This is a genomic window from Anaerotignum faecicola (genome assembly GCA_024460105.1).
Taxonomy (GTDB): domain Bacteria; phylum Bacillota; class Clostridia; order Lachnospirales; family Anaerotignaceae; genus JANFXS01.
On the sequence record JANFXS010000007.1, the window covers coordinates 54,443 to 67,722 of the forward strand.

Genomic DNA, 13,280 nt, shown 5'->3' on the forward strand with positions numbered 1-13,280 from the left:
TATTTTTAAGCGACATATAAAATTTGAAAAAACAATGTAAAAACCATGAATAATTCCATTGTATTCAGATTGAAATAAAGTGTTGAAAGCCTGAACTATAAAACAGAATAGGCATGTTATCATATAGCTTGTATAAGCATTTATTTTTTAAATATACTAAAATTATTTTAATTTTTATAAATTTATATTGACATAAAAAGTATTTGTATATAGAATATTAGCTACCTAACTAAAAAGTTAGGAGGCTAATTAATTTTGAAAGGGGATTATAATTTGAGTAGTAATTTTGAATTTAAAGCGGCATTATGTGAGGCAGAGAGAGAGTTAAAGAAATTTAATATACTGCATAGGGCCAAATTTTCAAAATTAGCGGAAAAAGAGAATATTTTTCCCGGACAACTGCCGATACTTGTTTTTATATCTCAAAATAACGGCTGTACCCAGAAGAATATTGCCGATGTTCTCAATTTCCGAGCCGCAAGTATAACGGATTCCCTTAAAAGAATGGAAAAGGCCGGTTTAATAATAAGAAAGCAGGACAATAAAGATTTAAGGGTTATAAGGGTATTTATAACTGAAAGCGGGATAAAACATATGCAGATTGGTATCAAAATAAGTTACAGAATGGAGGAATGTTATTTTAAAGGATTTTCAGAGGAAGAAAAAGCGATGTGCCTTTCTTTCGTTAAAAGGATGTGCCGAAATTTGGAACAAAATGAAGGAGGAGCAGAATGTTAAAACTTGCTAAATATCTGAAGAAATATAAACTGTATACAATTCTTGCGCCGCTTCTTATGATGATAGAGGTTGCAAGCGAACTTTTACAGCCTAAATTAATGACAAAAATCATCGATAACGGTGTTGTGGCCGGAAATCTCGATTATATAATAAAAGTCGGCATAATTATGGTCGTAATAGCGGCGCTTGGCATAATAGGCGGGATTGGCTGTCTCATTTTTGCAAGTTTGACAAGCCAAGGCTTCGGAGCCGATCTAAGGGATGATTTATTTAAAAAAATACAGGAATTTTCTTTTAAAAACATTGATACATTTAAACCGTCGTCTTTAATAACAAGGCTTACGAACGATGTGACGCAAATGCAGAATATTGTTCTTATGAGTCTAAGGATGCTTGTAAGGGCGCCGCTTCTGTTTGTGGGCGGAATTATGATGACGTTTACAATAAACAGAAAATTGTCTTTGATATTTTTGGTTATGATACCCATTGTTCTGGCTGCCATAACAGTATTAATCAAATTAAGCTTTCCGCTTTTTAAAATTGTCCAGGAGAAACTTGACAAAGTTAATACTGTAATGCGGGAAAATCTTTCCGGAGTAAGAGTTGTAAAGGTTTTTGTAAGAAGCGATTACGAAATTAAGAAATTTGATGAAGCCAACAAAGATTATAAAGACACTACAATTAAGGCTTTTAGGACAATCGTCCTAATTATGCCTGTCATGATGCTTGTAATGAATTTCGGTATTATTGCAATTCTCTATTTCGGCGGTATTCAGGTTAAAGCCGGAACAATGGAAATAGGCGACATAATGGCGTTTATAACATACTTAACACAGATACTTATGGCGCTGATGATGATTTCGATGGTATTTATGATATTTTCAAGAGCTAAAGTATCGGCAGACCGTATAAACGAAGTGCTTGAAACCAAAGTTGATATTGTAACCCCGGAAAATGCCGTTAAAGAAACAAATGAAACAGGCACTGTCGAGTTTAGAAACGTATCGTTTAGATATGAAGGCGGAACAGGAGAACCTGTGCTTGAAAACATAAACTTTTCGGTTAAAAAAGGGGAAACAGTTGCTATACTCGGAGAAACCGGAAGCGGAAAGTCAACTCTTGTTAACTTAATACCTCGTCTTTATGATGTTACGGAAGGCGAAGTTTTTGTTGACGGCGTTAATGTAAAGGAATTTGACCTTGAAGTTCTGAGAAAGAAAGTAGCGGTAGTATTGCAGGAAGCAATATTGTTCAGCGGGACAATAAAAGATAACATACTTTGGGGAAAGCCGGATGCAGACGATGAAGAAATATACAAAGCGGCAGAGTTTGCACAGGCGCATGGTTTTGTTATGGAACTTCCTGCTAATTATGGAACAGAACTCGGTCAAAAGGGCGTAAACCTTTCAGGGGGGCAGAAACAAAGGCTTTCAATAGCAAGGGCGCTTATTAAGAACCCTGAAATCCTAATACTTGACGACAGCACAAGCGCCGTGGATATGGTTACGGAAAAGAAAATTCAAAATGCGCTTGCAAAAGAACTTAAAGACAGCACAAAAATTATAATTGCCCAAAGGATCAGTTCAGTTATGAACGCAGACAAAATATTAGTGCTCGGAAACGGGACCATATCTGCCATGGGAACCCATGAAGAACTGCTCAAAACAAGCAAAGACTATCAGGAGATATATTATTCTCAGACAGGAAAGGGGGCTGTTTCAGGTGAATGAGAAAAATAAAAGTGTTAATATCAGGCCGGGCAATAAAAATGCCGTAAATTTTGAAAAAGCTAAAAACATCAAAGGCACGGCAATACGTTTAATGAAATACCTTTCCAAACATAAGGCAAAGCTTTTTGGGATACTTCTCCTTATAATAGCTTCAACGCTAATGAGTACGGTAGCCACACGGGTTATGGGAATTGCGATTGACGAATTTATAAGCGCCGGCAATATAGCCGGGCTTGTTAAAATTTGCGGCGCCCTGCTTATACTGTATCTTTTTGCAAGCTTATTTACATGGCTTCAAAGTGTGACGATGATTAGTATTTCACAACAGACTGTTGAAGAAATAAGGAAAGAAGTTTTTGACAAGCTTCAAAAACTCCCATTAAAATATTTTGACTCAAAACCGCACGGCGAGGTAATGAGCCGTGTCACTAACGATGTTGACAATATTTCAAATACATTAAACCAATGCATATCCCAGATATTAAGCAGCCTGCTGACAGTTATATTTACTCTTGCCGCAATGTGTATATTAAGCCCGCTTCTTACATTAATAACTATCATTATAATTCCTGTAATGCTTCTGATTACGAAGCAAGTCGCGGCAAAAAGCAGTAAGTATTTTATGAAAAGACAGCAGAAGCTGGGAAACCTCAACGGCTATATAGAGGAAGTAGTTTCAGGGCAGAAGGTTATAAAAGTGTTCACAAGGGAAGAAGAAGAAATTAAAGAATTTGAGGTCATTAACAGGGATCTTTTATCTTCCGGAGTAAAAGCCGAGATATTTTCGGGAATGATTGGGCCTATTTCAACGGCTTTAAACAGCATAAGTTATGCTCTTATAACATGTATCGGCGGCATTATGATAATTACCGGAATGAATATGACGGTGGGAACAATTACAACGTTTATGACATACTCAAAACAATTTACAAGGCCCATAAATGAAATTTCACAGCTTGCCAATATGATTATGGCGGCGCTTGCAGGAGCGGAGCGAGTATTTGAAGTTATCGACGAACAGGAAGAACCGAAAGACATTGAACATGCGTATGAACTTGGAGAAGTTGAAGGCTTTGTCAGCCTTGAAAATGTTGAATTTGCATATGAAGAAAATAATCCTATTTTAAAAGACATAAACCTATATGCAAAACCAGGGCAGACCATAGCGTTTGTTGGGCCGACGGGAGCCGGAAAAACAACTATAATAAATTTGCTGACACGTTTTTATGATATTAATTCGGGAAAAATTACTATCGACGGTCATGATATTCGCGATATAAAGCGCGACAGTCTCAGATCCGCTATAGGAGTAGTGCTTCAGGACACATATCTTTTTACGGGTACTATAGAAGACAATATCCGTTACGGAAAACTAGACGCTACTTTCCAGGAAATCAAGGAAGCTGCAAAACTTGCAAATGCAAACGAGTTTATAAAAAGGCTTCCGGAGGGGTATAATACAATACTTACAGACGGAGGAGGAAATTTAAGCCAGGGGCAACGTCAGATGATAAGCATTGCCCGGGCAATATTGTCAGATCCGAAGATACTAATACTTGACGAAGCTACAAGCAGCGTTGATACAAGGACTGAAATGAAAATTCAAGAAGCCATGAATAATCTTATGAGAGGCAGAACAAACTTTGTAATAGCGCACAGGCTCTCAACTATTAAAGATGCAGATCTGATTGCTGTTGTCAATGGCGGAAGAATAATAGAACGCGGTTCCCATAATGAACTTATGGAGAAGAAGGGATTTTACTATAATCTTTATATGAGCCAATTTTCGCCGCAGACGGCATAAAATTTTTGAAATTATATGTTGACGCAGTATATAAATTCATTATATATTAAAATATATTTAAAAAAGACAACAGTTCTTAACCGATAAGATTTAAGTTTTGTCGGTTAGGACTTTTGTCTTGTAAAACAGTATACGAATCTATGCCAGTTTGAGATGTATCGGTTATTGTTTTTGGAACTGTTATAATATATAATATCACATTGGTTTCAGGCAGGAGAGGATTACGCAAATGAGTGGAAATTTTGAAAAAAAATACGGCCTTTTTACAGCGATTGCAATGGTTGTCGGAATAGTCATAGGCAGCGGCGTATTTTTTAAGGCTGAAAAGGTTCTTAATGCAACGGGCGGAAATTTGCCGCTTGGAATAATCGCATGGGCTGTCGGCGCATTGATAATGATTTGCTGCGCATATACTTTTTCGGTTATGGCCACAAGATATGCGCATGTCAGCGGCGTAGTGGATTATGCCGAAAATACTGTAGGAAAGAAATATGCATATTATCTGGGCTGGTTTCTGGCGACGATATATTATCCATGCCTTACGTCGGTTTTATCATGGGTATCTGCGAGATATATATGCGTGCTTTTTGGTTTTTCCATAACGGGTGGAGAATGTATGGTTATCGCCGGGTTCCTGCTTGTTGCAAGCTACTCGCTTAATGCTTTGTCGCCTGTGCTTGCCGGAAAACTTCAAGTTTCCACAACAATTATAAAGCTTGTGCCGCTTCTTCTTATGGCTGTGATAGGCACAATAAAAGGAATTTCCGACGGTATGACAGTTTATAATTTTACAACTGCAGTTGTGGAAGTTGAAGGAAAATATGCCCTTTTTACAGCTGTAGTAGCTACGGCATTTGCATATGAGGGATGGATAATTGCTACTTCAATAAACGCTGAAATAAAAAATGCAAAAAAGAATTTGCCTATTGCTCTGGTTGCCGGCACGTTTATAATTGCCTGCGTATATATATCCTATTATATTGGACTTGCAGGAACAGTCGAAAATGCCGTTTTGATGTCGGAAGGAGAAGCGGGAATTAAAATTGCATTTGAAAGTATCTTTTCATCTATGGGCGGCGTTATACTTTTTGTATTTGTTATTATATCATGCCTTGGAACATTAAACGGACTTATGCTCGCATCAACGAGAGGAATATATGCAGTTGCAGTACGGAATGAGGGGCCGCATCCGGCAAAGTTTTCTCAGATGGACAAAACGACGAATATGCCGAATAATTCGGCTGTTTTTGGGGTTTTAATTTGCGCATGGTGGCTTTTATATTTTTACGGTTCAAATTTAACTGACACATGGTTTGGATTCCTGACATTTGATTCGTCCGAACTGCCGATTATAACTATATATGCGTCATATATACCGATTGTTATAATGTTTGTAATTAAGAATAAGGATTTAAATGCTTTCAATAGATTTGTTATGCCTCTATTAACTGTGGCAGGCTGCGTTTTTATGGTAATTGCGGCTATATTTGCGCATAGGATTGCCGTTGTCGGCTATTTAATAGTATTCTGCATATTTATGGCCGCCGGAGTTTATTTCAGGAATAAAAATAAACAGGGGAATGAATTAAATGATTGACACGGCGTTTGATACAACAAAGATACTTTTAATAATATGTCCGTTTACATTTATTGCCGGTTTTATAGATTCGATAGCGGGAGGAGGAGGGCTTATAAGCCTTCCGGCATATCTGGCGGCGGGCATGCCTCCGCATTTTGCCGCCGCTACAAATAAATGCTCTTCTGTATTCGGGACGCTGGTGGCTTCGATTAAGTATATGAGAAGCAGTAAAATAGATTATAAAGCGGCCTTTTCAGCCGCTGCCGCCGCGCTTTTAGGCTCTTCAATAGGTGCGTATTTGAATATGCTTATAAACGAAAAGGCGCTTAATTTTATTATGGTTGTATCTGTTCCGATTATAGCAGTTTTTCTGGTATTTAAAAAAGACTTTGGAAATGAGGATACTACATACCGACATAGCAGTTTAAAAATTATTATTTTATCTGTTATCATAGGTTTTGTAATAGGAATGTACGACGGTTTTTTTGGGCCGGGTACGGGAACGTTCCTTGCTTTGGCATTTACGGGAATTGCGGGTTTTGATTTGATCACGGCTTCGGGAAATACGAAGATAGTCAATTTGGCTTCAAATATTGCCGCTTTTATTACATTTGCTTTGGGCGGGAAAATATTGTGGCAAATAGGCCTTCCGGGAGCGGTTTTTGGAATAGCCGGAAATTTTATAGGTTCGTCTTTTGCCCTTAAAAAAGGCGTTAAGTTTATAAGGCCGATGTTTTTTGTCGTACTTTCGATTTTAATTGTTAAATTAATTTGGGATATGGCGGTTTAAAGAGTAAATTAGCTTGATTTATTGGAAAAAATGTGTTATATATTATGTTACTGATTATTTTAAAGGCTTTGATAAGGAATAGTAAGTTTATCAGACATTTAAGAGAGTTGTTGTGTGGTGCAAAACAACATGCCTGAAATTCTGAACTCGCCTTTGAGCCCCGTACTGAATTTTTTAGTAGGATACGGCGTTTCCCGGCGTTAATGGGTTTGAGTGTGCCTTATTTTAGGCAAACTAGAGTGGTAACGCGAAGCTGTCCTTCGTCTCTATATCAAGAGGCGGAGGATTTTTTTGAAAGAGTTAAAAATATTGCCGCCCAAAGGGCAGCGAAATGTTTTAGGAGGATATTTTATGAACAGCAGGTATGATTTTGCGGCCATAGAAAAAAAGTGGCGCAGTGAATGGGAGAAAAACCCTATTAACAAAGAAGATGCCGATAAACCAAAATATTACTGCCTTGATATGTTCCCGTATCCGTCGGGTTCGGGCCTTCATGTAGGGCATTGGAGAGGATATGTATTAAGCGATGTAATAAGCCGTTATAAAGTTCTTGAAGGTTATCAGGTGCTTCATCCGATGGGGTGGGACGCTTTCGGCCTTCCGGCTGAAAATTATGCCATTAAAACAAATACGCATCCTGAAATAAGCACAAATGCAAATATTGCAAATGTTAAACGTCAGCTTCATGAAATAAGCGCGATTTATGATTGGGACAGAGAGGTTAACACTACTGACAAAGGATATTATAAATGGACGCAGTGGATATTTGCCCGTATGTTTGAAAAAGGTTTGGCCTATGAAAAAGAAATGCCGCTTAACTGGTGCCCAAGCTGCAAATGTGTTTTGGCGAATGAAGAAGCCACAAATGGGGTTTGTGAAAGATGCGGTTCAGTTGTTACAAAAAAGAACCTTCGTCAGTGGATGCTGAGGATAACACACTATGCAGAGAGGCTCCTTAACGACCTTGACAAACTTGACTGGCCCGAAAAGGTTAAAAAGATGCAGACAGACTGGATCGGCAAAAGCTATGGGGCGGAAGTTAATTTTAAAATTAAAGATACCGAGCATGAAATAACGGTTTATACAACAAGGCCCGATACTTTATATGGGGCTACTTTCATGGTGCTTGCACCTGAACATAAACTTGTAAAGGAAATTGTAACTGACGAGTATAAAAAAGCAGTTGAGGACTATTGTTTTGCCGCGTCGACAAAATCTTCCGTCGATCGTATGACAGATAAGGAAAAAACAGGCGTATTTACCGGGAGGTATGGGATTAATCCTTTAAATGGCGAGCTTGCGCCTATATGGGTATCGGATTATGTACTTGCGGATTATGGTACGGGAGCTATTATGTGTGTTCCCGCTCATGATGAACGCGACTTTGAATTTGCCAAAAAGTTCGGCCTTCCTATAATTCAAGTTATCATTCCGGAAGGAGAGGAAGAAAAAGAACTTAAAGAGGCTTATACAGGCGACGGAAAAATGATAAATTCCCCGCTTTTTAACGGGATGACCGCGTTTGAAGCCAAAAATAAAGCTCCTCTTATATTGGAAGAAAAAGGCCTTGGCAAAAAGACCGTTAACTATAAGCTCAGAGATTGGGTTTTTTCACGCCAAAGATATTGGGGAGAACCTATCCCTCTTGTGCACTGTGAACACTGCGGCACAGTTGTTGTGCCTGACAGCGAGCTTCCGGTTGAACTTCCGATGGTTGAAAGCTATCAGCCGACTGATACGGGGGAATCGCCTTTAGCGGCAATTGACGAATGGGTTAATACAACGTGCCCGAAATGCGGCGGGCCTGCTAAAAGGGAAACGAATACAATGCCTCAGTGGGCCGGAAGTTCATGGTATTTCCTACGTTATGCAGATCCGCATAACGATAAGCAGCTTGCAAGCAAAGAAGCGCTTGAAAAGTGGGCGCCTGTAGATATGTATGTAGGAGGAATCGAACATGCGGTTCTGCATCTGCTTTATGCAAGGTTTTATACAAAATTCCTTTATGATATAGGAGTTGTAAACTTTGACGAACCTTTTAAAAGGCTGTTTAATCAGGGAATGATTAACAAAAATGGGGCAAAGATGAGCAAATCCAAAGGGAATGTTGTTTCTCCGGACGAGCTTGTTGCTAAATACGGATGTGATTCTTTAAGAATGTACGAACTTTTCGTAGGTCCGCCTGAAGTTGACAGCGAATGGGACGACAGTGGTATAGACGGCGTTTTCAGATATTTGAACAAGGTTTGGAAACTTGTCGCTAATTATAAAGATAAAAACGCCGAGCCTTCAAAAGAGTCAGAGTTTGTTAAAAATAAAATGATTTATGAAATAACATCACGTTTAAAAGCGCTTACAATGAACACGGTTGTAAGTGGTTTTATGGAATACACAAATAAACTTATTGACATTGCGAAAGAGCAGGACGGTATCGATAAATCTTGCCTTGAAACGCTTATTGTGCTGCTTGCGCCTTTTACTCCGCATATAGCCGAAGAACTCTACAGGGAACTTGGGCATACGGATACTGTATTTAATGCGGGATGGCCTGAGGCAGATACTTCAAAGCTTACTGAGGACGAAATTGTTATACCTCTTCAAATTAACGGAAAAGTAAGGGAAAATATAACGGTAAGGAAAGACGCCGATAAGAACGAAGTACTTTCAAAGGCAAAAGAACTGCTTGCTTCAAGGCTTGAGGGGAAAACTATTGTAAAAGAGATTTTTGTACCGGGAAAAATAGTAAATATAGTAATTAAATAAATAATATTTTTAAAGCGTCCGCTTATAATAATTACTGCATATAAAGCGTTTATTATAAGGACGCTTTTCATTTGCGCCTTTTGTTATAAATATGATGCATAAAATGTTTTGCATTGTGCATAAAATCTGTTATAATATACATAGTTAACGCATTTAAAAATGAAGTTTTGCTTTTAAAAGGCGTGTTCTATATTAAGGAGGAAATAAATATGTCAGAATATTCAGATAATAAACTCGGCCAGATACAGATTGCGGATGAGGTGATAGCAATTATAGCAGGGGCGGCGGCCGCCGAAGTGGATGGAGTTATAGCCGTTGCAGGGGCAACGGTTGAATCTATTGCCGGCCTTTTCGGTAAGAAAAACCTTGCAAAAGGAATAAAAGTTTTTGTAGAGGACGGAGAAGCGTCTATTGAAGTTGAAATTGCTGTAAAATATGGAACCAAACTCCGTGCGGCCGCTGAAGAGGTTCAGACAAAAGTTAAAAATGCAGTTGAAACAATGACAGGCCTTTTAGTTAACGCCGTTGATATTAATATAAGTGCAGTAGTTATGGAAAAAGCGAAGAAAGAGGAAAAAGAAGCAGAGTAATCCGGCAAAAAAAGATACCCTTAGGAATTGGCGCCTGAGGGTTACTTTGCTTTATGGATTTTGAAGTTGACACGGAGGAGAAAAAATGAGTAGGACAAACGCCAGGAAAAATGCTTTCAGCCTTCTGTTTCAGTTGGATTTTTTTAATAATGAAGAGATTGATAACAGCAAAAAAATATTTTTTGATGAAAATCCTGATATTGGAGGCGGCGATATGGATTACATAGTTAGGGCCGTAGACGGAACGGTAGAACATATAAGCGATATTGATAAGATTATAAGCGAAAACTTAAAAGGCTGGACGATTGAAAGGCTTAATAAAGTTGATTTGGCAATTTTAAGGCTTGCAGTTTATGAAATGTTGTATGACGATGAAACTCCTGACGGAATTGTTATAAATGAAGCGGTTGAAATTGCCAAAAAATACAGTTCGGATCAAGCCCCGGGATTTATTAACGGTATTTTGGGCAAAATATCACAGAGGTGATTTTGTGATAGAACCGCGTGTATTTTCTGTTACACAAATTAACCGGTATATAAGGGAGCTTATTGAAAAGGATTTTATACTTCAAAGTCTTTGGATTAAGGGCGAGATTTCAAATTATAAACGCCACTCTTCAGGACATCTTTATTTTACTTTAAAAGATGGAGAAAGCGCCATAAACTGTATAATGTTTCGAGGAAATGCGCAAATGCTGCCTTTTGAACCCGAAAATGGTATGGAAGCGGTTGTTTGTGGTTATATTTCTATATATGAAAAAACGGGACAGTACCAATTTTACGGGGAACTGATACAGCCCGTTGGAATTGGCGCGCTTACTGCCGCATATGACAGGCTTAAAAACAAACTGGAAAAGGAAGGGCTTTTTGACGGCGATTTCAAGCGTGAAATATGCAGTAAACCTGAAACCGTAGCCGTTATAACTTCTCCTACCGGGGCGGCTGTACGCGATATAATTAATATAGCAAAAAGGCGCAATAAGAGTGTCCGGATTGTAGTTGCGCCTGTTCTTGTCCAAGGAGAAAATGCGGCGGCGTCTATTGTTAATGCGTTAAAAGCTGTTAATAACTGGGGCGGCGCCGATACCATAATTTTGGGGCGCGGAGGAGGAAGCATAGAAGACCTATGGGCGTTTAATGAAGAAAGCGTTGCGAGGGCGATATTTGCTTCAGATATACCGGTTATTTCGGCAGTTGGGCATGAAACGGATTTCACAATATCGGATTTTGTGGCTGATTTAAGAGCCCCTACGCCTTCGGCCGCCGCCGAACTTGCCGTTAACGACGTTGAAGGCGATTTGGCCGTTCTTAATTCAGTGCGTCAAAGGCTGAACTTTGCTATGAAAAAATATATTGCCGACAATAAATCATATGTTTTGTCTGTTTCAAAGAACAGGGCTTTTAAAAGAGTGTATGAGAATTTGGCAAACAACAGCATACTTTTGGACAAATGTAAAAAATCAATGGACAAAGCGGTTTTAAATAATTTTTCTGCGAAAAAGGAACTTTTTAAACATTCTGTTGAGAGGCTTGAACTGCTTTCGCCTTTAGGAACGCTTAAAAGGGGCTACAGCATTGCGTTTTCCGAAAACGGAAAGCTTATATCTTCAGTTAAAAGTATAAAACAAGGAGAAAAAATTTCCGTTAGGGTTACGGACGGGGAGATATATGCAACAGTAATGGAAAGGATTGAAAGTAATGGCTAAAAAGAAAATTTCCTATGAGGATGCTTTGGAAAGAGTTGAAGAAATAGCCGAACAGCTTGAAAACGGCGAAATTACCCTTGAGAAGTCTATAGCCCTCTATAAAGAGGGAATGGAGCTTACTTTATTTTGCCGCAACACGCTTGATTCGGCTGAAAAAGAAGTTATGGAATTGAAAGAAGCTTTTGACGGGAAATACAGCCTTGAGCCATTTGACGGTCTTACGGAGGAAAAAATATGAATCTGGAACTTGAATTGAAAGAAAAAAGGGAATATATAGACAGAAAATTGGACGGATATTTGCCAAAAGAATCCGAGTATCCGGAAATTATATTTAAATCAATGCGGTATTCGGTTTTTGCCGGCGGCAAAAGGCTAAGGCCGATTTTGCTTTTAGCCGCAAACCGTTTGTTTGACGGGAAGGATGACAACGCCGCGCCTTTTGCCTGCGCCATTGAGATGATCCACACATATTCGCTTATACATGATGATTTACCGGCAATAGACAATGACAACTTCAGAAGGGGACGGCTTACAAACCATAAAGCTTTTGGCGAAAATATAGCCATACTTGCAGGCGACGCGCTTTTGAGCCATGCGTTTCAAACTATGGCCGACGCGGTTTGCAGAACATGCGATGAAAAAAGCGCAAAAGCTATGAAAGCTATAGCTGACGGAGCCGGGACTTGCGGTATGCTTGTAGGACAGGTTGTCGACGTTATAAGCGAAGGAAAGAATATTGATATTAAAACCCTTGAATATATTCATAAAAATAAAACCGCCGCTATGATACAGGCTGCATTAAAGGCCGGAGCCGTTTTAGGCGGGGCAAACGACACATCAATTGAAATTTTAGAATCGGCGGGGGAAAAGATAGGAGTAGCTTTCCAGATACAGGACGACATACTTGACGTTATAGGAACGCAGGAAGAGTTGGGCAAACCTGTTTTAAGTGATGAAAAAAATCAAAAAAGCACTTATGTAACAATTTACGGAGTGGATGAATCTATTAAAATTGTTAAGAGGCTTTCGGCCGAAGCGGTTGAACTGCTTGAAAATTTTGGGGATAGGGCTGAATTTCTTGTTGAACTTACAAAATATTTAATCGACAGGAAGTTTTGATCAAGGGTGTGAAAATATGGGATTTGTTCAGCTTTTTAATAACACGACTTTACGGGCTGCATTGTTGGCTTGGTTTATTGCCCAAGTAATTAAAGTAATACTTACGTTTATTTCAGATAGGAAGGTTATACTCTCAAGATTGTACGGCGCCGGCGGTATGCCAAGCTCACATTCTGCTTTTGTTGCATCTATGACTACATGCATAGGCAAAATTTATGGATTTGATTCTCCTATTTTTGCAGTAAGCTGTGTGTTTAGCCTGATAGTAATGTATGATGCGGCGGGAGTAAGGCGTGCGGCAGGGAAACAAGCCCGGGCTATTAACCTTTTGTTTATGCACACAGATTTAAAATTTGACGAACACCTTAAAGAACTGTTGGGACATACGCCTTTACAGGTTGTGTGCGGAGCGATACTCGGCGTTATTGTAGGGTGTTTATTTTAGGGATTTTTAAGATTAG

At 39.0% G+C, this 13,280-nt stretch carries 12 protein-coding genes and 1 other annotated feature; all 12 genes read left to right on the forward strand.

Features of this window, described 5'->3' with window-relative positions; all coding sequences use genetic code 11:
* Positions 1-273 precede the first annotated feature (273 nt).
* The 12 genes from NE664_11365 (at position 274) to NE664_11420 (ending at position 13,264) form a co-directional block, all read left to right on the forward strand.
* Positions 274-738 carry a MarR family transcriptional regulator gene (locus tag NE664_11365; GenBank protein MCQ4727241.1) on the forward strand — a complete coding sequence of 155 codons (465 nt, stop codon included), beginning with the start codon at positions 274-276 and terminating at the stop codon, positions 736-738.
* Positions 732-2,468, forward strand: coding sequence for an ABC transporter ATP-binding protein/permease (locus tag NE664_11370; protein MCQ4727242.1), 1,737 nt, complete (start codon positions 732-734; stop codon positions 2,466-2,468). Before NE664_11365 ends, NE664_11370 begins: the two co-directional genes overlap by 7 nt.
* Positions 2,461-4,272, forward strand: a complete 1,812-nt coding sequence (locus tag NE664_11375; protein MCQ4727243.1) for an ABC transporter ATP-binding protein/permease — start codon at positions 2,461-2,463, stop codon at positions 4,270-4,272. Before NE664_11370 ends, NE664_11375 begins: the two co-directional genes overlap by 8 nt.
* Positions 4,273-4,501: 229 nt before the next feature.
* Positions 4,502-5,869: an APC family permease gene (locus tag NE664_11380; protein ID MCQ4727244.1), complete on the forward strand. Its 1,368-nt coding sequence runs from the start codon at positions 4,502-4,504 to the stop codon at positions 5,867-5,869.
* Positions 5,862-6,641 carry a TSUP family transporter gene (locus NE664_11385; GenBank protein MCQ4727245.1) on the forward strand — a complete coding sequence of 260 codons (780 nt, stop codon included), beginning with the start codon at positions 5,862-5,864 and terminating at the stop codon, positions 6,639-6,641. The genes NE664_11380 and NE664_11385 overlap by 8 nt, the downstream gene beginning before the upstream one ends.
* Positions 6,642-6,700: 59 nt before the next feature.
* Positions 6,701-6,912 (forward strand) — a binding site (T-box leader).
* Positions 6,913-6,992: 80 nt separating this feature from the next.
* Positions 6,993-9,404, forward strand: a complete 2,412-nt coding sequence (leuS, locus tag NE664_11390) for a leucine--tRNA ligase (GenBank protein ID MCQ4727246.1) — start codon at positions 6,993-6,995, stop codon at positions 9,402-9,404.
* A 209-nt stretch (positions 9,405-9,613) separates the two neighbouring features.
* Positions 9,614-9,994 (forward strand): Asp23/Gls24 family envelope stress response protein, encoded by a 381-nt coding sequence (locus tag NE664_11395; protein ID MCQ4727247.1) that lies wholly within the window; start codon positions 9,614-9,616, stop codon positions 9,992-9,994.
* An 85-nt stretch (positions 9,995-10,079) separates the two neighbouring features.
* Positions 10,080-10,481, forward strand: coding sequence for a transcription antitermination factor NusB (gene nusB / locus NE664_11400; GenBank protein MCQ4727248.1), 402 nt, complete (start codon positions 10,080-10,082; stop codon positions 10,479-10,481).
* Between the two features lie 4 nt (positions 10,482-10,485).
* Positions 10,486-11,700: an exodeoxyribonuclease VII large subunit gene (xseA, locus tag NE664_11405; protein MCQ4727249.1), complete on the forward strand. Its 1,215-nt coding sequence runs from the start codon at positions 10,486-10,488 to the stop codon at positions 11,698-11,700.
* On the forward strand, positions 11,693-11,938 hold the full coding sequence (xseB, locus tag NE664_11410; protein MCQ4727250.1) for an exodeoxyribonuclease VII small subunit: 246 nt from the start codon (positions 11,693-11,695) through the stop codon (positions 11,936-11,938). The genes xseA and xseB overlap by 8 nt, the downstream gene beginning before the upstream one ends.
* A complete protein-coding gene (locus NE664_11415; GenBank protein MCQ4727251.1) occupies positions 11,935-12,819 on the forward strand; it encodes a polyprenyl synthetase family protein in 885 nt (294 codons plus the stop codon). The genes xseB and NE664_11415 overlap by 4 nt, the downstream gene beginning before the upstream one ends.
* Positions 12,820-12,835: 16 nt before the next feature.
* A complete protein-coding gene (locus NE664_11420; protein ID MCQ4727252.1) occupies positions 12,836-13,264 on the forward strand; it encodes a divergent PAP2 family protein in 429 nt (142 codons plus the stop codon).
* The last annotated feature ends 16 nt before the right edge of the window (positions 13,265-13,280 follow it).